The organism is Paenibacillus sp. FSL H8-0283 (assembly GCF_045040675.1).
Classification (GTDB): Bacteria; Bacillota; Bacilli; order Paenibacillales; family Paenibacillaceae; genus Paenibacillus; species Paenibacillus amylolyticus.
In genome coordinates this window covers 698,366-722,612 of the sequence record NZ_CP150295.1, presented here as the reverse complement: position 1 = coordinate 722,612, position 24,247 = coordinate 698,366, and the positions used below count along the sequence as shown (strand labels likewise).

Sequence of the window (24,247 nt, the reverse complement as noted above, 5' to 3'; positions counted from 1 at the left end):
TGGTTATTTCTGTCCTCTCCTTTATCAGTGTAAATATTTTGTTGAACTTATATAATTTCTATGATCTCCTATAAAAAAAACCTGTGCCATTATTCTGGCACAGGAGTGTGTGGTTATGTTTTCATTGGCATACGGTATACTGAGTAAAATAATGGAAGGGAATCACCCTTTGTTAAACATAACAAATTTCAATTCCGTCATTTCCTCTACAGCATATTTTACACCTTCACGTCCGATACCACTCTGTTTCACCCCACCATAGGGCATGTGATCCACTCGGAACGTCGGAATATCATTAATCATAACTCCGCCTGCTTCAATCTGATCGACAGCATGGAGGGCGGTATGGATATCGTTTGTAAATACGCCTGCCTGAAGCCCGTATATCGAATCGTTAACATGTTCAATACCCTCTTCAACGGAATCTACCGTATTGATCACAACGATGGGTGCAAACACTTCCTGACAGGATACCTTGGCATCACGCGGAACGTTAATCAATACCGTTGGACGAAGAATGCCTCCTTCAGCTTGACCGCCTGCTACCACCTCAGCCCCTGCCTGTTTGGCTTCTTCAATCCAGTCGAGTGTACGCTGTACATCCTTGGAGGTAATCAGCGCAGAGACCACAGTATCCGGGCTCAGCGGGTCTCCGACCACCACTTGTTTAGCCGCTTCAGCGAAACGCCGGATGAATTCTTCCGAGATGTCACGATGTACGTAGATTCGCTGTAGCGAGATACATACCTGTCCCTGATACGTGAAAGCACCGGTCACACATCGAGGAACCACTTTGTCCAGATCTGCGTCCTTATCCACAATCACCGCTGCATTCGACCCAAGCTCCAGTGTCACGCGTTTGAGTCCTGCTTTGCTACGAATGCTCGTCCCTACCGCTGGACTGCCTGTAAACGTAATATGAGCAACACGGGGGTGCTCTACAAGCACATCACCAATGGTTTTGCCATCACCACTCACCACGTTCAGTGCACCATCCGGCAATCCGGCTTCCTGAAGCAGATTAGCGATGTAATAGGAAGACAGAGGCGTCTGCTCCGCAGGTTTGAGAACAATCGTATTGCCCGCTGCCAGCGCTGGACCTACCTTGTGGGCTACCAGATTCATTGGAAAATTAAACGGTGTAATCGCACCGATGACACCTAGAGCTTGCCGCATCGTATAACCGATACGTCCTTCTCCACCTTTGGCTGCATCCATCGGAACCGTCTCTCCGGTCAGTCGCTTGGCTTCCTCAGCGGCAAAACGATACGTTTCCACCGTCCGGTCAACCTCGGCCAGCGCTGCGGTAATCGGCTTCGCCGCTTCAAGCGCTATGATTCGCGCTGCTTCTTCCTTGCGTTCTTCGAGCATGGAGGACAACTTGTACAGAATATCTGCACGCTGATGTGCAGGCATCTGGCGCATTGCCTTCCCAGCCTGAACGGCAGCTGCAATAGCAGCCTCCGCTTCCTCGGCTGAAGCCGACGAGACTTCTGCGAGCGTTTCCCCGGAGTATGGTGCTTGAAGTGTTTTATAATCTACGGATTCGGTGGGTTTGCCACCGATAAACAGATGTTGTTTTTTCATATGTTGCATCCTCCATCCTTTTAGAACCTATTGAACTAGAGAAAAGAATATTACACTGCCATTTCGATGACAGAACAACCCACCAATTGCTGTCTCATGTAAAAGTTCAGTTTAATTTATATAATCTATTTATACACTATTTCCGTGCCATCAACCCACTACGGTATTCGGCAATCATAGCTTGTAACGTACCTGATGAGCCATTGTGGCGATCTTGAGCTATTGCATTATAAAGGATTTCACAACCTATTTAACCGTCAGGACGGGGCATTCTGCATGTTTTAACACGCCATGACTGACACTGCCCACGATCATCTCTGCGAGCATACCTTTCCCGCCGGTACCCATCACAATCATTCCACAATCTCGTTCACGCGCCACACGGCAGATCTCATTAACGGGATCACCTGCAATCAGCAGTGTTTCATACGCAACGTCCCGTCCAGACAGCTGTCTGGTCACTGGTTCTATAATATGTTGCCCTTCTTCGGCAATCCGAGCTTCCAGATCAACACCCAATGCAGGTTCATTGATAGAGATAGCCGGATTCACATGCACGATCAACAGACTTGCGGGATGTTTCATATCTTCAGCCAGGATCAGTGCTTGCTCCAAAGCCTTATGCGCATGATCCGAACCATCAACAGCAACTAATATACGTTTCAACATTGCAATTCCTCCTGTGAATTAATGAGATGTAATGGCGGAATCGATATCCCGCAGATGATGACGGCGCACCAGCAGTACCACGACTCCAACCAGAACCATTAATGCACCAAAATAAAACGGCGTTTCCGGCAGGAACCACTCGGACAATTTACCCGCAAGCCATGGAGCAAGTGCACCACCCAGGAAACGAACGAAGCTGTATGCAGCAGAAGCAACAGAACGCTCTACAGGTGCAGCTTCCATAACAGCCGTTGTAATTAACGTGTTGTTAATCCCAAGGAAAACCCCCGCTACAATGACTGCCACAATAACGGTAGTTGGTGAACCCATCACCGTACCTACTGCCATAACAACCAGATCAATCGCGAACAATGTAAGCATGACACTCATGGACGGAACCGATCCGAATCGGCGTTGTAATCTTGGTGCCACGAATACCGACGTAATCGCCAGCATCAGTCCCCAGCCAAAGAATACATAACCCAAGCCGTGCTCATCCAGATTCATGACATATGGTGAATAAGCCATCAAGGTAAAGAAACCAAAGTTATACAGGAAGGCGGTAATCGCCAATGTTTTCAGTGAAGGATAACTTAATGCTTTAAACGGATCGGACAAAGAACTGCGTGTTTTCGGTTTGGCCATCTTGGGCAACATAAATGTAATGCTGATAAAGGCAATCGCCATCAGAACAGCCACGCCATAAAACGGGCCACGCCAAGAGATGGAACCTAGCTCACCACCAAGCAACGGTCCAACCGCAATCCCGAGACCAAGCGCTGCTTCGTACAAAATAATCGCTTTGGCTGTCCCCGACGTGGACAGTCCCACGATTGCAGATAATGCCGTTGCGATGAACAAGGCATTACCCAGTCCCCAACCGCCACGGTAACCGACCAGTGCACCTACCGTGTCTGAGGTACCGCCGAGGAATGAGAAGATAATAATCAACAATATACCGCTGAGCAGCGTCCACTTCACACCAATCCGGCTGGATACGACACCTGTAATCAGCATCGCTACACCGGTTACAGCGTTATAACTGGTAAATAGCAGCGACACCTGGCTTTTCGAAGCATGCAGCTGATCTGCAATCGCGGGCAGGATCGGGTCAACCAGACCCAGACCCATAAAGGATATGATACATGCAAAGGCAACCGCCCATACCGCTCGTGGTTGGGATAACAGGCCCCCACGTGATGACGGCAATTCGTCCGGTAATGATGGCTCTCTTTTCATACGTAATTCCTCCTGTGAATAATTTATGTGGTGAAACTTTTTATTTGAAAACGACCGTGAAAATAATGAAAACATTCTATACATTTTCAGAATTAGAGGTAACAAAACGGCACAAATGACACCGAAACATCCGGTGTTTGTACAGGATCGCTATAGGTACTATGGTGCTCACTCCATGTAGCGATTATGTGTATACAGTTTTGTTTATTAAATATTAGATGCTTTCGGTTAGCCGTCTTCATCACCCTGCGGATCATGTGCCTGTAACTTCTGAATACCGCTCCGAACGCGTTCACGCAGCTCTTCCAGTTCAGTCTGCACGGCATGTATGCTCTGAAGTTTCTGCTCAATCAGTTGCAACTGACCATCCAGCGTTGTTTCCATCGCGGTAAGCTTCTCGATCCGTTCTCTTACTTCGGTCGTCTGCTGGTAGTCAAAACGTTGTTCGTTCAAGGCATCTGCCGTTGCCACATAGGTATGTAACTCCTGAAGGGAGAATCCAAGTACCTCTTTGGCGCGAACCACCTTTTTCAGATAATCGATATCCTCCCGAGTGAACAACCGCGTCCCGCCATCTGTCCGCTGAGGTGAAGGCATGACACCAATCTCTTCATAATACCGAATGGTTCGCTTGGTCAAACCACATTCCTTGGCTACGTCGTCGATTTTATATAAACTCATTTCCCTCACCTCTACTTCTTTTTATATGTCTATAACGTTATGTACATAATTATATATAATATTAACGTTAACGTCAACGTTAGATTTTGTGTATGAAGTCTTAGCGAGTTGAACATCGACTTCCATTCTCTATCTTCAACAAAAAAAGACCCGCTTCACACGCGAGTCTTCCTCTCTACACTATTCATTCATTTTACCTTAAACGTTCTGCTCATTCTGTTGCTGTTGAGCACGCTGCATTTGCTTCAACCGGCCTTCAACTCTGGTAAACAATCTGAACGTATAGAATCCTGTAGCAACCAGACTCAGAACCAAAGCTCGTACATCTGTAAGCCAGAAACCGATAATGCCGAATATCGTGATAATCACACCAAATTGCATCATCAGATTGGCGCTATAACTTTGCGCTTCGTCCCATAACTCGGGATTACTCATTGCACGCGGGGTCCGATAACCATATATTCCGTTAATCATTTTCGGTGGTTTTTTGAACACCATCAACCCCAGAATGAAATAACACACTCCAATGATGATCCCTACTACTGCTCCTGTCAAAACGTTCTCCCCTTCACTGTTGTCTTCCATAGAGCTGCTTACACTGACACTCCGGTGACAGAATAACCTGCCGATGTAGCTTCGCTTCTTCAGGTTATCTCTGTCCTCTCCGTTCTCGTGTAAATGTCTAGTTAGACTTATCTACATAAAAATATAAAAACGGCTCTACGTATATACGAAGAGCCGCCTGGATCGTTTCGTAAACTTAGATATTCTTCACACGAAGTACACGCATGGCGTTCAGGACAGCCAGCACCGTGACACCGACATCGGAGAATACCGCTTCCCACATGGTAGCTATGCCGAACACACCAAGTAACAGGAAGATCGCTTTAACCCCCAGAGCAAACGCAATATTTTGCCATACAATCATCCGTGTACGCTTCGCAATGCGGATTGCACTCGCAAGTTTTGACGGTTCATCGGTCATGATGACCACATCAGCCGCTTCAATCGCGGCATCTGAACCAAGTCCACCCATCGCCACGCCTACATCGGCGCGCGCCAGCACAGGTGTATCGTTGATGCCGTCACCGACAAACACCATTTTTTCCTTCGGAGATTTGGCAGCTTCCAGTTGCTCCAGTCGTTCGACTTTATCCTGTGGCAACAATTCAGCGTAGACCTCATCCACACCCAGCTCGCGTCCTACCGCTTCACCTACGGCTTTGGCATCACCTGTCAGCATGACCGTTTTGCGGATGCCGAGTTTCTTCAGTGCCTGAATAGCAGCGGCTGCATCGTCCTTCACTTCATCAGCAATAATTAGATGACCAACATACGTGCCAGCTTCAGCCACGTGGACTATCGTTCCAGCCGTCTCTGGTGTGGTATAGGATATACCCGCCTGCTTCATTAATTTGGCGTTGCCTGCCAGCACTTCCCGACCATCGACGCTCACCTTAATCCCATGTCCGGCAACTTCGTCATAACCTTCAACACCTTGCGTGGGAATGGCTTTGGCCCAAGCTACGCGAATGGATTCAGCAATCGGATGATTGGAATTGGCTTCGGCAATGGCTGCAAGCTCCATCAGTTCTTCTTCCGTGCGTCCACCTTCGGGACGAATGGCTGTTACTTTGAATACACCTTTGGTTAGTGTACCCGTTTTATCAAAAACAACAACTTTTACATCGTTCAACGCTTCAAGGTAGTTACTGCCTTTGACAAGAATCCCGTTACGTGAAGCTGCTCCGATACCACCAAAGAAACCAAGTGGAATAGAAACCACCAGCGCACAAGGGCATGAGATAACCAGGAAGACCAATGCACGATAGATCCAGTCAGCAAATGTTGCACCACTAAGTATCAACGGCGGAACAAATGCAATCACGGCTGCAAGGATAACAACAACCGGTGTGTAATAACGAGCAAATTTACTAATAAAATGTTCTGTTTTCGCTTTCCGACTGCTCGCGTTCTGCACCAGGTCCAAAATCTTGGATACCGTTGATTCACCAAACGTTTTGGTTACTTCAATCGTCAACATACCATTCTTGTTCACAAATCCACTCAGTACATCACTTCCAGGCTCCAGCTCACGAGGTACGGATTCACCTGTCAGAGCAGAAGTGTCCACCATGGAACGCCCAGCTCTAACGATACCATCCAGTGGTACTCGCTCTCCTGCTTTCACGACAATACGATCACCAATCCGTACGTCTTCCGGAGATACACGACGGGTCTCGTCACCCGAACCCGTCAGGATATTCGCGTAGTCCGGGCGAATGTCCATGAGTGACTGAATCGACTTACGTGACCGATTAACCGCCATGCCCTGAAACAGCTCCCCGAGCTGATAAAAGAGCATGACCGCTACCCCTTCCGGATACTCTCCAATGGCAAAAGCACCCAAGGTAGCGACGGACATCAGGAAGTATTCATCGAATACCTGACCGCGGATGATGTTTTTGGACGCCTGGAGCACGATATCTCCCCCGGCAATCAGATAAGCGAGCGCATATAGAGTAAACTCTGCCCAGCCCTCCAGCGGCGACCAGATTGCGGCTGCGAGCAACACAGAACCTGTAGCAAGACGAGCAAGTAACACTTTTGTCTGTCCTGCACCATGTTCATGTGAGTGGCCTGCATGGGCATCATCATGGGTATGGCTGTGATCATGTCCAGCATGACCTCCGTGCTCATGCACATGACCATGTGTGTGTCCCTCTGAATCTGAGTGATCATGAGTATGCGAGTGTTTGCCATGTGAATGTGAATGTCCATGATTATGTCCGGCATGGTCATGACTGTGGTTATGCGCACCACCTGCACTCCCTGTATGGGTGTGCACATGTCCGTTCACGTGTTTTCCTTTTTCCGAAATGCGAATATGCGGCTCCAGCCGAAGCACTTTGCGCTTTGCTTCTTCCACTACCTGTTCATCCATATCGGAAGTGGTGTGTAGCGATAATGTTTTGGTAACAAAATTGACAGAGCATTCGTTAATGCCCTTAATTTTTTTGACGCCATTCTCAATCTTCAATGCGCAGTTCGCACAATCCAGTCCATCAAGCAGCAGTTCCCTTTTCACCTGTTCCTGTCCGGTTCCCATGTGAATTCTCCCCTTTGCAGTACAAAAACGATGTTATATTTCAATTGTATTCAATATATGAGCACTCATTCATATGTTTGGTTACCCCTATTATATGCACGCCTAAACATGAGTGTCAACAATCGTTGTTGATTTTTCATACAGATTATGCTAATAGTAATCATTTCGCTTTAGGCGGGTTTTGGATATAATAGAGCTATAGTTGTTAACATAGGCGGTGATAGGAAATGGAACAACCGGTTAAAGCACCAAGCGAATGTGATGCAGCCTGCTCAGGTACTGAAGCTGACGTGCAGACGATTCGCACTTCACTCATAGATCGGGAGACGTCTTCCGAGATGGCAGATTGGTTCAAGGCATTCAGCGACCCCACACGTCTACGTATTATTGATGCGCTGTTACAGAAGGAATTATGTGTTCATGACCTGACGGTTCTGCTCGACATGGGACAGTCGGCCATTTCACACCAGCTGCGTTCACTCCGCAACATGCGGATCGTCAAGCGGCGCAAGGAAGGCAAGACCGTGTACTACTCTCTGGATGATGCTCATATTGAGCAGATTTTCCTGCAAACGCTCCAACATATTAAACACAGCTAGGCAGCAGCCAAGCTTGTTTATGCAGAAGAACCCCCGCCTCTCGGCTGTATGCCGATGGACGGGGGTTCTTCTTGGTAAGGGTACCGTTTTATACAGGATACAAAGTGACTAAATCTTCTGGTTAACTATCTCTTGGAGCTTGCCACTTCGGTTATAAAAGATTGTTCTTGTTCGGGTCGTACAGGCCCGATCTATCCTTAAACCAGTTAAAGATATGTGATACACATACTTTCAGCACCGCGTATCCTGGAACAGCGAGCAGAATGCCCACGACTCCAAACAGATTACCCGAAGTCAGAATGACAAAGATAATCGTGATAGGATGGATTTTCAGCGTTTTACCCATGATCTGTGGTGAGATGAATTTACCTTCAATTAACTGTACGATCGTCCATACGGCAACCATTTTCAGCAGCATCACCGGAGAAGTGACGAGTGCCACGATCAATGCTGGTGTAATCGCAATTGCAGGTCCCAGATACGGAACAACACTTGTGAACGATGCGATAATGGCAAGAATCAATGCATAATCCAGACCAATGACCATATAACCGATGTAGAGCAGAATACCGATGCAGAAGCTGACGATAATCTGTCCACGAATGAATGAACTGATCTGGTGATTGATGTCTTCCAGCACATGCATTGCGCCCGTACGGCTCTTGATTGGCAGGAAAGACAGAATTTTCGCTGGCAGCTTCTTGCCGTCTTTCAGCAGATAGAACAGAATGAACGGAACCGTTACGATAGACAGCACAGTCTCAGTGAAAGCTCCGAGGAATCCGCCCAATTTGGTCCAGGTCGAGTTTAGAATTTCAGTAGCCTTTTGGGAGATTGTTCCCCACCAGTCCTGCGAATTCAGATTCACCGTTTCCTGGAACTGACCGAACAATTTACTGCCCGTAAGCTCCTCAAACTGCTGTTTTACCGTCTCACTGTAGGTTGGGAAATTTTCAATCAGCCCCACAATCTGGTTACGCACAACCGGAATGACCGCCAATACTACGACTGTCAGAATGCCTCCAATCGCAAGATACAGGATCAGAATGGACCAGCCGCGCTTGATTTTCCACCTTTCCATCACATCCACAATCGGATTCAGCAGATAGTAGAGTATGCCTGACAGAATAATAGGTAGCACAATGGTTTTGATGAGTACTGCGAGCGGATGAAGAACAAAGGATACTTTGGTCAGAACCATCACGTTCAGTCCCACCAACAGCAGAATCAGCAGAAATAGAACAAATTTGTTGTTAAGAAAAAATCGCTTGAACCGCTCCGGCCAAACGCGGGGTTGCTCAGGTTGCTCCATAGGCGTGTCGTCCTCTCTTATGACCCTTAATCAAAACTAAACTATAAAGCTAAATAAATGCCCACACACGAAAAAAATACCTTGTACAAGCCAACATATGTATAACACTCTGGATTTATACGTATGGTGCTGATTAACCGTTTCAAATTAAACCGGTAAAGTCATTTTACCCCAAAATGAGTCTTCTGCCCCACACGAATCATTTGCAAATTCTCCCTATTCAAAAACGGCTCGCCTCACTGGGAGACGAACCGTAAATTTGTAGCTATACCCTACCATTAAGCCAGCTTTAACGCTGAAAATAAAGATTAAGCTTTTCCCGCCAATTGTGCGATTAACTCATAGGAATGCAGACGTGCCTTATGATCATAGATCATCGACGTAATAATCAGCTCATCTGCCTGTGTCTGCCGAATGAAAGATTCCAACTGTCCACGTACGGTTTCTGGTGAACCATTAACAGCTGCCTTCAGCGTCTGCTCAACACCAGCTTTCTCACGATCCGTCCATTTGCCTTCCATCTCTGCCGGAGGCTGTACCAATCCCGTTGTGCCACGAATAATGTTCAGGAACTGCTGTTGCATCGTTGTACCCAGCCATGCTGCTTCCTCGTCTGTATCTGCAACAACAGCGTTAACACCAACAATCACATGTGGCTCCTTCAAGCTTTCAGATGGTTGGAAGTTGTTTCGATACGTCTCTAATGCGATCCGGGTATAATCGGGCGAGAAGTGGCTGGCAAAAGCAAACGGCAATCCCAGCTGACCTGCCAGACGTGCACTGAAATCACTGGACCCCAGGAGGTAAATTGGAATATTCAATCCTTCTCCAGGAACTGCGCGAACAGGCGCATGATAAGATGTCGCCGAAGCATCAAAGTATGCTCTGAGTTCTGCCAAAAGCTCAGGGAAATCTTCCCCACTGTTCAGATCTTTACGTAGTGCAAGCGATGTACGGCGGTCACTACCTGGTGCGCGACCCAGTCCCAGGTCAATTCTGCCAGGATAAAGGGATTCCAGAGTACCAAACTGCTCAGCGATGACAAGCGGTGCATGGTTAGGCAACATGATGCCTCCTGAACCCAGACGAATCGTTTTGGTTCCACCAGCCAGATATCCAATAACAACCGAAGTTGCGGAAGAAGCAATACCCGGCATGTTGTGATGTTCAGCTACCCAGTAACGGTGATATCCCCAACGCTCTGCATGCTGTGCCAGATCGAGACTGTTGCGCAAAGCATCAGCAGGTGTTGCACCCACAACGACGGGAGCCAGATCCAGGATGGAAAGCTTAACGTCATTAATATGTTCTTTATGGGATGAAGCCGTATTTTCTGTAGTCATTATCGTTTAATCTCCTCGATGATTATATTTTTGTATATCCAGATATATAGATTAATTAAATCACAACTGGATATGGTGATGTGTTCATAAACTAGCCGTTTACATCCGGACGGAATCCCTGCCTGCATATGCATCCTAGCTTCCGTTCCGGCATCCGGCTTATAACTCGTTCTGTACGTACTCGGCAAACTGACGTATCGTCTCCTCGTTGCGCCGATAATACGTCCATTGTCCTCTGCGCTCGGAGAGCAGCAACCCTGCCTTGAGCATAGTCAGCAGATAACTGGATATAACCGACTGAGCCAGTCCAGCCTTCAGTTGAATCGTGCCAACACAGATTCCGTTCTTGCCACCATCCGGATGCTGAGATAGTTCCAGCGGTGGGAAGTGTTGCTCCGGGTTTTTGAGCCACAACAGGATTTGTCTACGTGTCTCGTTTGATAAAGCTTTAAATATAAGTATAGGTTCCATGGGTACGATTATACCCCCTTTCATCCATTTTGCAAACACATGAACAAACAAACCGACTCATGATCGAGTCGGTCTGGTACCATATGGAATCCGTAACTGGATTCAACCTCCATATTAGAAGTTGGTTGTAATCGTCTGTTTAACCTGATCCAACATCGCTTGATATGCGGGTGCATCCAGGTATCCAATACTCCCAAAGAGCAGATGATCTACGGCTTCTATACCTACAAAATCGAAGATACCTACGTCTGAAGTTAATTTCAGTCCAGCAGTCATGCCAATCTGATCATAAATTTCACTTGGTGTACCATGTGTGTTGATGATGAGTCCTTTTTTGCCTGTCAGCAATTTCTCGATTCCCGCTTCACCTGCTGCATATGCAAAACCATAGGCGAATACACGGTCAACATATCCTTTCATAATGGCAGGAAGACCTGTCCACCAGATCGGATAGATGAATGTGATAACTTCTGCATCCGTAACAAACTGTTGCTCTGTTGCGATATCCTGTGGTGTCTGTCCTGCACGCATGGAAGCTGTGTCAGCTTCAGTCAGTACGGGTTGGAATCCAAGTTTGTACAAGTCACGAACAACCACTTCATGTCCTTGAGCTTCGAGAGCTTCTACAGCAGTATTGAGGATTGCGTTATTCAAGCTGTCTTTGTGCGGGTGAGCATATACGATAAGATGTTTCATGGTGTGAATCCCTCCAGGTTTGGTTTGAGTTAGGTTGCAAAAATGGGGTTACATTGATACATTCCATATACATAGATATCTATGTATATGATTAAAAAAATATTTGGTCTCCTCTGCCTCCACCCCAGTCAAATCTGGAAGGGTTGCAGACAGAAGAGTTCATTCATTATAACTTTCGGACAATAATGGATAGCAAGCTCTCCAATTGCTCCGACTGTTCATCGGACAAGCTACTATAGATGATGTCATTAATCTGCTCTGATACCTGATGGAAGATCGGTTCGAGTCGCTTCCCCTGTTCGGTTAGGCGAATCATCGTCACTCGGCTATCTTCGGCACTCTTGCTGCGTTCAACATAGCCAAGCTTCTCCAGCTTGTTGACCAGTACCGTTACCGTTGGTTGCGTGCGTTGAACACGTTCAGCCAACATCTTGATCGACAGCGTCTCTTCCCGGTACAAGAACATCAATACATCTCCATGAGAAGGAACAATCCCTGTTACCTCATGCTGTTCCAATTCGTGTACAATCCGTTTGTTGACATGGTCTCTGATTCTTGCAATCAGTGCAATTGCGTTGTATTTAGGCATGACCTCATTATACATAGACATCTATGTATTTTCAAGTTCTTTTTATAAAAAAGAAAACCAGCCCTTTCCATCCTGCTAACATGTGGAAAATATCGGGCTGTTTCGATTCTACTTTGATCCTGATCTATAATGTTAGATCTTAGCTAATCGTTTTTTGAATTCATGTTGGATTCATGCTGAATTCAGTTAATCCATTGCGTGATTTTCTCAACGGATTGTCGGGACTTCTCACGCTGGGGCTCCTCTGCCCGATAACCGAAGGCTGCCATCATAGAGACGCCCCATGCGCCATTTTCCAGCAAGCCCTCTTCTTCCATAATAAGGTGGACGCCCTCACGGCTGAAACCTTCGATTGGACAAGAATCAATCTCGATCTGAGCTGCCGCCGTCATCATGTTGCCAAGTGCAATATATGTTTGTTTAGATGCCCAGTCGAATAATGATCGTGGATTATCCAGAATCTTCTGGTTATTTTGAAACTTTCCATAAGCCTCACTTGTTAGCTCAAATACGTTATTTGGCATTCCCTTTGTTTCCTTCAACATGTACTCCGCATAGGGAGAATTATAACTGGCATCTGATCGGGCCAAAATAACAACAAAATGGCTTGCTGTAGCCAATTGCTTTTGAGCGCCGGAAGAGACTTCGGACAGACGCTTACGCAGGTTTGGATTTTGTACAATCAGAAACTTCCACGGTTCAAGACCAATGGAACTTGGAGATAATCTGCCTGTTTCCAATATAAATTGGAAATCCTCATCCGAGATTTTGCGGGTATCATCAAATATCTTTGTTGCATGCCGGAAATGATACGCCTTTAAGATGTCTTCCTTTGTCTTTGACTTTGCTGTAACTTCCATGGAGCTCCACGTCCTTTTATATATTTTTTTTATGTTGAACAATAATGTTAAAGTGGTTTCATCTCAAGTATTAGTTTAGGACCTATGTGTATAAATTAAAAGTACGCACATTATTGTTTCTTGGTTTATAAAAGTAAGTATTGAATGAAAGACAGCAATAATCCACTGGGCACATACATGGCCCTAGTGGATTATCTATGACTCTTTTCTTTTAAATCTTGAAATCTTGAACCAGCTTATTCAGATTTAATGCACTATCCTTGACTTGATCAGATTGTTTAACTACTTCCACAGATTGCGCAGCAGAAGCGACCATGTGTCCTGCGATTTCCTGACTGGATGCGGCTGATTGTTCACTGGCTGATGCAATTTCGTGAATGGAGCCCACTAGTATTTTGATATTTGCAGTCACTTGTTGTGAGGTTGCATTGAGATCTTTAACTGCATTGGCATGATCAAGGGAATCGACATAATACTGTTCAGCTGTATCCTCCAATAATTTATAATCTTTGCCAACCTGATTGAACATAAAGGATAGCAACTCTTTAGCATTCGAGGACAGATTGGTCACAGACTGCATAACTTCTTCCGTGACCTGCTGAATTTGATCGGCAGCCTGTCTGGAATCATCAGCCAACTTTCGAATCTCGCTTGCAACAACCGCAAAACCTCTACCTGCTTCTCCAGCCCTTGCAGCTTCAATGGATGCATTGAGTGCAAGCAGATTAGTCTGCGCCGTAACATCCAAAATGGATTGAGATAATATACCAATCTGATCTACAGCTGTTGCACGTTCCAGCGCTTCTGACATCTTCTTACTCGTATGATCAACCATGTCTATGGCTGCTCGGCTCGATTCGCGGGCTTCCTGCTTCAACTTTTCAGCCTTCGTGCTGGTCACATAGGCGGACTCTGCTTGTTTAGATGTCTGTTCCGATATATATTCAGCTCCCTGTTGCATCTCCGCAGCCGAATGATTCATATTTTCCGTATGGGCTGAAGCCTCTTCCATTGCAGCCGAGAGCTCTTCAACTGTAGCTGATACTTCACGAATTCGTTCATTCAGACCAGCCATATTCTGGTTGGTAAGATCGCTAACCTGGTTGATATGATGAGATTCCTGAACTACACCACGAATGACATTTGTTGTGGAATCGGTCATTGTACGAATAGCTCGTGCGATGACACTTATCTCATTATTTCCCTGTGTTAGATGCGGATCTAAGGATGCCGTTAAGTTGCCTTGTGTTATTTCTTCACAATAACGGGTGATCGCTTTCATTCGTTGACGTATACTGCGAATCACTACAAATGAAATAAGAATGAGTGCTGCAAGTGAAAACAAAAGAACCGAACCAAGCACCAATGCTCGTTGCTGAATTACTTCCTGTGTATCCGCATAGAGCTTGGCTGACTCTTCTTCGTTATGCGCACTCAAAAGGGTGATCGTCTCCACAATCGCTGTACTGCTTTTGTTAATTCTTCCTCTCTCTTCACTATCGTAGGTGCCCGACATCTTTTTGGTATCCATGATTTGCTCAATATCCTGATAATATGTATCCATCTTTGTTGCCAAATCTGCAAATATCTCTTTTTCTTTGGTATCCAATGTTCTTGCTGAAAATTCATTCAAGCCATCCGTGATACTCTTCTTACCTTTCTGAACCTGATCGTACTGTTTGTCTGTATACTCTGCATTATCAAGAACCTTTGTATAATTGGCACGCATATTATAGAAATTACTTTTCAATTCAAGAACATTGGTTTGATGCTGGAAGCGGTCATTGTAGAGGATACCTTGTCCCGTTTTTGCTTCGTTCATTCCGAAAATCCCAAACAGAAAAACAGTAAACAAGCCGATTAGACTAATTACAGTCATGATGACCATCGTTGTTGTTAATTTCATATTTTTGAGTTTATTTCCTTTTTTATATTTTTGCTTAGACTGAATTGACATGATTATTCCCCCACTTTAAATAGTAGATAGCCTTATATATCTTATATCTATATCGTATGTATCCATATTGTTTGTTAGCATTTCAGGAAAATCGACTTTATTCATTTGATGAGAAAAGTAATGGGAGACAACAAAAAAGCCCCCAGGATATAATCCAGCGGCTTTTCTGTGAATATGAAACGATATCTGTTCGACCTATAGTTGCTCCATCCACTCATTTTCAGAAATGACGGTATATCCTTCTTGTCGCAGCAATGCTGAGGTGACACCTTCTCCAGTTACCTTTTGATTGGCAAAATTCCCATCATAGATCATCTGTGTACCACAGGACGGACTAAACTCCTTTAGTACCACACAAGATACATTCAATTCTCGTGCCCATTCGAGCGTCTGATAGGCTCCCTTAATATACAACTCTGTGACGTCCTTGCCACTTTTCTCGATCACTTTTGCAGTGCCTGCCAGTACGTCCTTGCCCGTGCCACCGATAATTTCAGCCGGTTCCCGTGGAGTGGAGAATCCGCCAAGCAGCTCCGGACATACCATCTTAGCCTGCTCCTGCTCCACCAGCTCCTGAATCTTCTCTTCCAGACTCGCTGTTCCGTTGTAACGGCAAGCTACCCCTGCCAGACATGAACTCACCAAATATTTCATCGTTATCTCCTTATACACATTCCATATATGAAGTAAATTGTAACATATAAGATCAGCCCTATAACTCGCCTCTGGTGATCATCTTGATCCGTCCATCTTCCCTATATTCAACCTGAAAAACATCCTTGCTCGACTCCAGTTCAAATGTGACCATGCCTGGATGGTCAGGATTACGGTGAAGTTTATACGCTTGAAGATCCATTTTAAATATTTTTTTAATTATAGGTTCTACTTCTCCTCTAAGAAGAGACTCCTGTATGTTATATAGTTCCTGATAATAAGCCTCTATTTCTTCCCAGTCTGCAAAGTCTTGCTCATAGTGATTAGCATCCCCAACCGTATAACCCATGCCCGCTTTTCCTTCGGTCATCTGTACAAAGTAGTTATCTTTAAAGGAAAAAAAGACTGTATCCTTACCGAGTTCATCATCTTTGCTTCGGCTTGCTCTTACCAGATCAAGATTGGCTTTACCAGACAGAGCCTCAATCGCGTTTCTGGCATCCGTCAGCGCTGCCTGGGATACTTGATCAGGTCTAAGGTCGCCTGTGATCGAGACAGCCTTGTCCTGCTGCCATACAATCTCCCCATAACCATCGCCAGTCTCATTCTCTAACGCTAATGTCGTATGTGATATCGGCTCCAATTCCCCTTGCTTCATACTCACAAAACGTTGGACTGATGCAGGTTTAAGCGTTGGAGTAATGCCTATACTTTGCAAAAGCGATGGAACTTGACGCAGATAACGGTGTTCCAGCTCGCTTGGCTGCATCTCACGTCTCATTCCTACTTCACGCAGATTTCCTGTTGTCGCATCGAGCCATATCTGTGCATACTCCTTCTCACTTTCATTTCCAGCCTCTACATATATTCTGCCGGACACAGGCAAATCTTCCACTTTCGTAATCTTCAGCTGTTTACCCAGATCATCTCGCATCGTAGTCGCAACATTTCTTTTCATTTTGTCGGTTAGCAGATTTATGTTCAAACCATCGGATAACTGTAACGCTGCTGTCGGATAGACCTGCTCGATCACGGGTCTCACCAGCTGTCCATCATCCCAGATCCATAGGAACAATCCAGCAGCAATAACCAACGAACCCGTGCCGGCAACAAGAGGCCCTCTTCTAGGGCGACGCTTGTGTGACGCGTTGTTCACTTGCAGTCTAAACAGCCTGGATAACCTGGAACTCTCCTCTGGTCTATCTCCCTTGCTTTCCTCTTCCGACTTCTTCATCCACTCCACCTGTTGAAGCACCTTTCGCTTGTGATCCTCTGTAAAAGGAGACAAAGCAAACGGTCCCTTCCGGATTTCCTTTTCCCATTGCTCATCCTTGTGTCTCATTTGCTTCGCTCCTCCCATTGTTTCCGTACCTTTTCCTTACCTCGGGATAGTCTGGATTTTACTGTGCCTAAGCTGATTTTCAACATCTCAGCAATCTCACTCGTCGTAAGCTCATATTTCAGATTCAGCAAAAGAATCTCCCGAAACTTCTTTGGCAACGCCAGAACAATATCCCAGATTTCATGGATATGCTCCTTACGCATCACTTCCATCTCGGCCGAAGGATGTGCAAGCTGCTCTGCAATCATGACTCTTTGGTTCGAACCCCCATGCTCTGTCTCAATGGGTAACGTCTCTCCCCACAGACTGTTACGAAAAAATCTGGATTTTCGATATGTAAAAGTCGTGTTTCTAGTAATCGTCAACAGCCAGGTTTTCAGTGAGCAATCTCCACGATAATGAGCGATCCCTGAGTACGCCCGAATAAATACCTCCTGTGACAATTCATCTGCCTGTTCGGCACTTTTGGTCAGAAAATAAGCGTAATTCCACACGTCATTTCCGTAGTCATCCATTATGCTACTAAGTGTGTAATTGTCTATGGTCTGAGCCTGTGCCAGTAATTGATCATCCAACTGTTGTTCACCTCACTTAATATGACTGAGTCTAATGTGGTTTGGTTCCCTGTTTTGGACATTATTTCTTATTTATTGTAGCAAAATAAAAAAACAGCATGTTCAACATCGCTGAACACGCTGATTCCTTCAAGTTTGCTTAGTTAGAAATCTCTATCAGAAAGCTTTTAAGCGAACGCTCCACTTCCTCAGTTTCTTTCTGCCCTCTGGTCTAACGTATCATTTTCATCGTTATACTTTCACCGCAACAATCATCAGAAACATCGGTCTCCGATTTTCGTCTCGCATGCCAGGAACCTGTTCAATCATCTCCGGTGATGGTTTGGATTCAGCCACCTTTTGAATAGCAAACCCTGCCTTAATGAGTTCATTTAGATGTGTTGCCAGTGTGCGATGATATTTAACCACATCCTGATTCAGAAAGTTCGCCACACGTTTCCCTTCATCATGGTAATCATCCACGGGCCAGTGCAGGATTTCACCTTCGGGTCCGTAATGCCAATCCTGCGCAGCGCGAGCGGTGAAGATGGGATGTTCGGAAGATAGTACAAATGTGCCCCCTTCTACGAGAAAATCATTGATCTTAGCGTACACCGTGTCTAACCGTTCAATATAATGCAAAGCAAGTGAACTGATCACAACATCGAATTGTCCCGGTGCAAAATCAATATCTTCAATCGCCAGCTGCTTGTACTCGATCTGCGGATCGTCCGTCATTTCACGAGCACGCTGAAGCATATTTTCAGACAGATCCACACCGATCACTGAACTCGCTTGTTGCTCTCGCGCATACCGGCAGTGCCACCCAAAACCACATCCCAAATCCAGCACACGCTTGTCCTTCAAATCAGGCAAAAGAGTCTGCAGTTCATGCCACTCCCCGGCTGCATCCAGCCCTTGAACGGAACGAGCCATCTTACTATAGTTGTCGAAAAATTCAGCTTCATCGTATTTATTTTGTTTCATCAAGAGATTCCTCCCGCCTTATAAATATCCACCTACTCTATCACATAAACAATATTTAAACGCAAAAGTTGCCAAGAGAATTCATGGCGTGTTATCATACAGAACGAACGTTCAGTATTATTATATACAGAATGAACATTCAGTTTACTAACGGAGGTCATTATGAATACGAATTGGACGCATCCATTGGAAGGGCAATCTGTAGGTAAAGCTTTTATAAGTTACCTCGTGCCTTCTGTATTAGGGATGCTGGTAGTTGCTTTTAATTTTATTATCGACGGCATTATGGTTGGACACAAACTGGGTTCTACCGCAATGGCCGGGATCGGCATTGCCTCACCTGTCTACACGCTCTTTGTTGCCATGTCGCTGTGGATTGGTATGGGCGGGGCAACGTTGTACTCCAACGCTATGGGTAGAAAAGATATCACTTCAGCCAAACAAATTTTCACCAAATCCATTATGCTCATTATGTTAGTTACGGTAGCCATTGGATATGTTGCATTTACATTCAAAGACAAACTGGTATACTCCCTCGGTGCGAACGCCGAGACCTTCCCGTTTGCTTCAGACTATATGAATATCATGTTATTGTTTGGGTTCGTTTTCACCATTGAGAATGCACTCTCTATCTTTGTACGAAACGATGGGAACCCCAACACGTCGATGTACGCTCAGATTACGTTTGCTGTAGCCAATATCATCATCAATTATATAACATTGTATGTACTCGAATGGGGTGTACGCGGTGTGGCCCTCGGTACAATTGTATCGGCGTCTCTTGCGCTACTTGTTCTGTTCACTCACTTTTTCAAAAAAACAAATAATCTCACGTTCACCCGGTTCAAGTGGAACAACAAACTGCTGGCTTCCCTGCTACTCATTGGTTTCCCCAGCTTTCTGGCTGAACTTGGCATGTCGGTCTTCTCTGTCTCCCATAACATCTCGATGGACCGCATTGCGGGCACGGATGGTGTAGCATCCTTTACCGTATTGAACTATATTCATGGTGTTGTACTGTTGGCTTTCCTGGGTCTGGCATCCGCTGCCCAACCTCTGATCAGCTATTATCACGGTGCCAATCAGATTAAACGGGTACAACAAACGATACGTTTAGCCACTAAAACAGCTCTGGCATGCGGTCTATTGTTACTGGTTGTTGTTCAGATCGGTGCACCTTATTTCGTGCAAATCTTTGGAAACTTCAGTAGTGGCGTAACGGATAATGCCGTTTACGGATTACGTATATTTACATTTGCCTATGTGTTTATGGGTGTTAACTTTGTCATGAGCACCTATTTCCAATCTGTTGGTAATGCCAAAATGGCCATCTGGATTACAGCTGCGCGTGAAATGATCATCATGATTGCGTTGATTGCAGTCCTGCCTTCATTCTTTGGTGTCACGGGTGTGTGGCTTGCCGTACCGCTGTCCGAAATGCTGGTTCTCGCAACCATAGCCCTGTACTATAGAAAACGATCCCTTACGGATCGAATACACGCGTTGCAGTCTGAGTAACGTTAACAGATAATAACAGCAACAGATAGAAGATCAATGGAACGTAGATAAACTGTAGGTAGACCTCATAAATAATCTAATAAACAAATTAATAAAGCCCTGCACGATCAATATAGATCGGTCAGGGCTTTGTTTTATCCTAATTAGATGTCATTAGATGCGTATATCAAATCGGCCATTACTATCTGTTGTTGCGTTCGCAATCTCCTTAGGGGTAGCTACTCCCATTCCATTGGATGGTGGTTGGGCAGGTGGAACCTCCTTCGTAGCAGTTGTACCAGCTCCTTGAGAGCTTTGCTGTGCAATCTTTACCTCAATCTGCTTGATTTGCTGTTCAAGCTGTTTGGTCTTTGTCTCCCTAGTCTGTTCATCATCCTTGCTGGATTGCACTTTCTCCAGTTGAGTCTCAAGCTTCGTCTTTTGTTTCTCCAAGCTACTTGAATTGTCCGAACTCGAAGATGTCGATATGTATGATGTAGTGGAGCTGGCTGTAGAAGATATATTCATTATGATTTCCCCCCTCTTTACTTAGCTTCACTATACCCTATCCCACTGAAACGTACGTTAAATTCAACTGAAAGGTTGCTGAAGGAGCTAAGAATAAGAAGTCGAACAGATGGAAATATACCTACCAGCATTAATAGTCTGATCAATAATATTGAAAGTCTTAATATAAGTGAAGGATCTTATTTTCGTCTCATCTATAAAGTTAGTTGTTTTCCGCTGAAAAATAGTAAAACAAAAAGACACACTCGATATCATCAAGTGTGTCTTTAGATTGCTTGGCGGCGTCCTACTCTCCCAGGACCCTGCGGTCCAAGTACCATCGGCGCTAGAGGGCTTAACGGTCGTGTTCGGGATGGGTACGTGTGGAACCCCTCCGCCATCGCCACCAAACGCGTAGCTTAGCTTACATTCAGAGATCATTCTCTGAAAACTAGATTCGAAACGAAACATGCGATTTACAACTTGCTATTGGATAAGCCCTCGACCGATTAGTACTGGTCAGCTCCATGCATTGCTGCACTTCCACCCCCAGCCTATCTACCTCGTCGTCTTCAAGGGGTCTTACATACTGGGAAATCTCATCTTGAGGGGGGCTTCACGCTTAGATGCTTTCAGCGTTTATCCCGTCCGTACATAGCTACCCAGCGGTGCTCCTGGCGGAACAACTGGTACACCAGCGGTACGTCCATCCCGGTCCTCTCGTACTAAGGACAGCTCCTCTCAAATTTCCTACGCCCACGACAGATAGGGACCGAACTGTCTCACGACGTTCTGAACCCAGCTCGCGTACCGCTTTAATGGGCGAACAGCCCAACCCTTGGGACCTACTTCAGCCCCAGGATGCGATGAGCCGACATCGAGGTGCCAAACCTCCCCGTCGATGTGGACTCTTGGGGGAGATAAGCCTGTTATCCCCAGGGTAGCTTTTATCCGTTGAGCGATGGCCCTTCCATGCGGTACCACCGGATCACTAAGCCCGACTTTCGTCCCTGCTCGACTTGTAGGTCTCGCAGTCAAGCTCCCTTATGCCTTTGCACTCTTCGAATGATTTCCAACCATTCTGAGGGAACCTTTGGGCGCCTCCGTTACTCTTTAGGAGGCGACCGCCCCAGTCAAACTGCCCACCTGACACTGTCCCCGCACCGGATTACGGTACCAGGTTAGAACCTAGATACGATCAGGGTGGTATCCCAACGTTGCCTCCACGCAAGCTGGCGCTCACGTTTCAAAGGCTCCCACCTATCCTGTACAGATCGTACCCAAATTCAATATCAAGCTGCAGTAAAGCTCCATGGGGTCTTTCCGTCTTGTCGCGGGTAACCTGCATCTTCACAGGTATTAAAATTTCACCGGATCTCTCGTTGAGACAGCGCCCAAGTCGTTACGCCATTCGTGCGGGTCAGAATTTACCTGACAAGGAATTTCGCTACCTTAGGACCGTTATAGTTACGGCCGCCGTTTACTGGGGCTTCGGTTCACAGCTTCGGATTGCTCCTAACCACTCCCCTTAACCTTCCAGCACCGGGCAGGCGTCAGCCCGTATACTTCGCCTTACGGCTTCGCACAGACCTGTGTTTTTGCTAAACAGTCGCTTGGGCCTTTTCACTGCGGCCCCCTCGTGCTATTCACACTACCGGGGCACCCCTTCTCCCGAAGTTACGGGGTCATTTTGCCGAGTTCCTTAACGAGAGTTCTTCCGCGCGCCTTAGAATACTCTTCTCGCCTACCTGTGTCGGTTTGCGGTACGGGCACCATCACCTGGCTAGAGGCTTTTCTTGGCAGTGTGAGATCATGACCTTCGCTACTATAATTTTCGCTCCCCATCACAGCTCAGCCTTACAATGTGCGGATTTGCCTACACATCAGCCTTACTGCTTAGACGGACATCCATCAGTCCGCGTCACTACCCTACTGCGTCCCCCCATTGCTCATAACGGCTTACGGTGGTACAGGAATTTCGACCTGTTGTCCTTCGACTACGCCTTTCGGCCTCGCCTTAGGTCCCGACTTACCCTGAGCGGACGAGCCTTCCTCAGGAACCCTTAGGCTTTCGGCGGATCAGATTCTCACTGATCTTTTCGTTACTCATACCGGCATTCTCACTTGTATAATGTCCAGCGCTCCTTACGGTACACCTTCAACCCTTATACAACGCTCCCCTACCCCTGATGCAAAGCATCAAGCCATAGCTTCGGTGGTGTGTTTAGCCCCGTTACATTTTCGGCGCAGAGTCACTCGACCAGTGAGCTATTACGCACTCTTTCAATGATGGCTGCTTCTAAGCCAACATCCTGGTTGTCTGTGCAACTCCACATCCTTTCCCACTTAACACACACTTGGGGACCTTAGCTGATGGTCTGGGCTGTTTCCCTTTTGACAATGGATCTTAGCACTCACTGTCTGACTCCCGGAAGTAAGTCTATGGCATTCGGAGTTTGACTGAGCTTGGTAACCCTTGCGGGCCCCGCACCCAATCAGTGCTCTACCTCCACGACTCTGTTTTCCGAGGCTAGCCCTAAAGCTATTTCGGGGAGAACCAGCTATCTCCGAGTTCGATTGGAATTTCTCCGCTACCCCCACCTCATCCCCGCATTTTTCAACATGCGTGGGTTCGGGCCTCCAGTGCGTGTTACCGCACCTTCACCCTGGACAGGGGTAGATCACCCGGTTTCGGGTCTACGTCCACGTACTAATTCGCCCTATTCAGACTCGCTTTCGCTGCGGCTCCGGCTCTTCACCTTAACCTTGCACGGGAACGTAACTCGCCGGTTCATTCTACAAAAGGCACGCCATCACCCCTAAAACGGGCTCTGACTTTTTGTAAGCACACGGTTTCAGGTTCTATTTCACTCCCCTTCCGGGGTGCTTTTCACCTTTCCCTCACGGTACTGCTTCACTATCGGTCGCTAGGAAGTATTTAGCCTTGGCAGATGGTCCTGCCGGATTCATACGGGGTTTCACGTGCCCCGCACTACTCGGGATCCGTCTCGGAGGGAACCAACTTTCAACTACAGGGCTTTTACCTTCTTTGGCGGGCCTTTCCAGACCTCTTCGCTTAACCGGTTCCTTTGTAACTCCATGTGAGACGTCCCACAACCCCAAAGAGCAAGCTCTCTGGTTTGGGCTTCTCCGCGTTCGCTCGCCGCTACTGACGGAATCACTATTGTTTTCTCTTCCTCAGGGTACTTAGATGTTTCAGTTCCCCTGGTATGCCTCTGCATAACCTATGTATTCAGTTATGAGTAACTGGAAATTACCCCAGCTGGGTTTCCCCATTCGGACACCCCCGGATCAAAGCTTGCTTACAGCTCCCCGAGGCAGTTTCGTTGTTCGCCACGTCCTTCATCGGCTCCTAGCGCCTAGGCATCCTCCGTGTGCTCTTAGTAGCTTAACCATTTTGTTCCGGTTTCGGCCGCTCGCTTCCCTTGTTTTGCTTGCGCAAAGCCAAAAGTCGCTCTCACCCGATACCCTCACAAAAGCAATTTGACTACCGTTTTTATTGAAACTTGTTTAACACAAGTTCAGCTAAAAAGGAATGTTCTAATTCGCGTTTGTTTCGTTTCGATATCTAGT

20 protein-coding genes and 2 rRNA genes are annotated in these 24,247 nt (G+C 46.3%); 2 read left to right on the top strand and 20 right to left on the bottom strand.

Features of this window, described 5'->3' with window-relative positions:
- Positions 1–162 precede the first annotated feature (162 nt).
- From MHI52_RS03385 to MHI52_RS03360, 6 genes are all read right to left on the bottom strand, one after another.
- Positions 163–1,587 (bottom strand): aldehyde dehydrogenase family protein, encoded by a 1,425-nt coding sequence (locus MHI52_RS03385; protein ID WP_405158448.1) that lies wholly within the window; start codon positions 1,585–1,587, stop codon positions 163–165.
- A 246-nt stretch (positions 1,588–1,833) separates the two neighbouring features.
- Positions 1,834–2,256: a universal stress protein gene (locus tag MHI52_RS03380; RefSeq protein ID WP_127551740.1), complete on the bottom strand. Its 423-nt coding sequence runs from the start codon at positions 2,254–2,256 to the stop codon at positions 1,834–1,836.
- Positions 2,257–2,274: 18 nt separating this feature from the next.
- Positions 2,275–3,495, bottom strand: a complete 1,221-nt coding sequence (locus tag MHI52_RS03375) for an MFS transporter (RefSeq protein ID WP_127551738.1) — start codon at positions 3,493–3,495, stop codon at positions 2,275–2,277.
- 228 nt (positions 3,496–3,723) lie between these two features.
- Entirely contained in the window at positions 3,724–4,176 is a 453-nt protein-coding gene (locus MHI52_RS03370; protein WP_405158447.1) for a MerR family transcriptional regulator, read from the bottom strand.
- Positions 4,177–4,374: 198 nt separating this feature from the next.
- Positions 4,375–4,731: an SdpI family protein gene (locus MHI52_RS03365; protein ID WP_076254810.1), complete on the bottom strand. Its 357-nt coding sequence runs from the start codon at positions 4,729–4,731 to the stop codon at positions 4,375–4,377.
- Between the two features lie 205 nt (positions 4,732–4,936).
- Positions 4,937–7,285, bottom strand: coding sequence for a heavy metal translocating P-type ATPase (locus MHI52_RS03360; protein WP_405158446.1), 2,349 nt, complete (start codon positions 7,283–7,285; stop codon positions 4,937–4,939).
- Between the two features lie 227 nt (positions 7,286–7,512).
- Here MHI52_RS03360 and MHI52_RS03355 point away from each other — a divergent pair, with 227 nt between their 5' ends.
- Complete coding sequence (locus MHI52_RS03355) at positions 7,513–7,884, top strand: metalloregulator ArsR/SmtB family transcription factor (RefSeq protein WP_036614212.1); 372 nt, start codon at positions 7,513–7,515, stop codon at positions 7,882–7,884.
- A gap of 151 nt (positions 7,885–8,035) precedes the next feature.
- Here the strand turns inward: MHI52_RS03355 and MHI52_RS03350 are convergent, their stop codons facing one another.
- From MHI52_RS03350 to MHI52_RS03300, 11 genes are all read right to left on the bottom strand, one after another.
- The gene (locus MHI52_RS03350) at positions 8,036–9,196 is read right to left on the bottom strand and encodes an AI-2E family transporter (RefSeq protein WP_036614215.1); all 1,161 of its coding nucleotides are present in this window, start codon (positions 9,194–9,196) and stop codon (positions 8,036–8,038) included.
- 308 nt (positions 9,197–9,504) lie between these two features.
- The gene (locus MHI52_RS03345; protein WP_017690813.1) at positions 9,505–10,539 is read right to left on the bottom strand and encodes an LLM class flavin-dependent oxidoreductase; all 1,035 of its coding nucleotides are present in this window, start codon (positions 10,537–10,539) and stop codon (positions 9,505–9,507) included.
- Between the two features lie 159 nt (positions 10,540–10,698).
- The gene (locus MHI52_RS03340) at positions 10,699–11,010 is read right to left on the bottom strand and encodes a helix-turn-helix transcriptional regulator (protein WP_017690814.1); all 312 of its coding nucleotides are present in this window, start codon (positions 11,008–11,010) and stop codon (positions 10,699–10,701) included.
- A gap of 114 nt (positions 11,011–11,124) precedes the next feature.
- Positions 11,125–11,706: an NAD(P)H-dependent oxidoreductase gene (locus MHI52_RS03335; protein ID WP_405158445.1), complete on the bottom strand. Its 582-nt coding sequence runs from the start codon at positions 11,704–11,706 to the stop codon at positions 11,125–11,127.
- Positions 11,707–11,872: 166 nt separating this feature from the next.
- Entirely contained in the window at positions 11,873–12,316 is a 444-nt protein-coding gene (locus tag MHI52_RS03330; protein WP_353957583.1) for a MarR family transcriptional regulator, read from the bottom strand.
- Positions 12,317–12,477: 161 nt separating this feature from the next.
- The gene (locus MHI52_RS03325) at positions 12,478–13,155 is read right to left on the bottom strand and encodes an NAD(P)H-dependent oxidoreductase (protein ID WP_282319505.1); all 678 of its coding nucleotides are present in this window, start codon (positions 13,153–13,155) and stop codon (positions 12,478–12,480) included.
- 211 nt (positions 13,156–13,366) lie between these two features.
- Positions 13,367–15,112: a methyl-accepting chemotaxis protein gene (locus MHI52_RS03320; protein ID WP_405158444.1), complete on the bottom strand. Its 1,746-nt coding sequence runs from the start codon at positions 15,110–15,112 to the stop codon at positions 13,367–13,369.
- A gap of 195 nt (positions 15,113–15,307) precedes the next feature.
- Positions 15,308–15,766, bottom strand: coding sequence for a DUF523 domain-containing protein (locus MHI52_RS03315; RefSeq protein WP_405158443.1), 459 nt, complete (start codon positions 15,764–15,766; stop codon positions 15,308–15,310).
- Between the two features lie 58 nt (positions 15,767–15,824).
- The gene (locus MHI52_RS03310) at positions 15,825–17,108 is read right to left on the bottom strand and encodes a hypothetical protein (protein ID WP_405158442.1); all 1,284 of its coding nucleotides are present in this window, start codon (positions 17,106–17,108) and stop codon (positions 15,825–15,827) included.
- Complete coding sequence (locus MHI52_RS03305; protein ID WP_405158441.1) at positions 17,105–17,683, bottom strand: RNA polymerase sigma factor; 579 nt, start codon at positions 17,681–17,683, stop codon at positions 17,105–17,107. Before MHI52_RS03305 ends, MHI52_RS03310 begins: the two co-directional genes overlap by 4 nt.
- Positions 17,684–17,914: 231 nt before the next feature.
- Positions 17,915–18,649, bottom strand: a complete 735-nt coding sequence (locus MHI52_RS03300; protein WP_405158440.1) for a class I SAM-dependent methyltransferase — start codon at positions 18,647–18,649, stop codon at positions 17,915–17,917.
- Positions 18,650–18,811: 162 nt separating this feature from the next.
- Here MHI52_RS03300 and MHI52_RS03295 point away from each other — a divergent pair, with 162 nt between their 5' ends.
- A complete protein-coding gene (locus MHI52_RS03295; RefSeq protein ID WP_405158439.1) occupies positions 18,812–20,167 on the top strand; it encodes an MATE family efflux transporter in 1,356 nt (451 codons plus the stop codon).
- 153 nt (positions 20,168–20,320) lie between these two features.
- On the opposite strand, the gene MHI52_RS03290 is transcribed toward MHI52_RS03295, so the two are convergent.
- The 3 genes from MHI52_RS03290 to MHI52_RS03280 all read right to left on the bottom strand — a co-directional run bounded on the left by MHI52_RS03290 (position 20,321) and on the right by MHI52_RS03280 (position 24,068).
- The gene (locus MHI52_RS03290; RefSeq protein WP_405158438.1) at positions 20,321–20,674 is read right to left on the bottom strand and encodes a FlxA-like family protein; all 354 of its coding nucleotides are present in this window, start codon (positions 20,672–20,674) and stop codon (positions 20,321–20,323) included.
- Positions 20,675–20,947: 273 nt separating this feature from the next.
- Positions 20,948–21,064: ribosomal RNA gene (gene rrf / locus MHI52_RS03285) — 5S ribosomal RNA — on the bottom strand.
- Between the two features lie 78 nt (positions 21,065–21,142).
- Positions 21,143–24,068 (bottom strand): 23S ribosomal RNA (locus tag MHI52_RS03280).
- Positions 24,069–24,247: the final 179 nt, after the last annotated feature.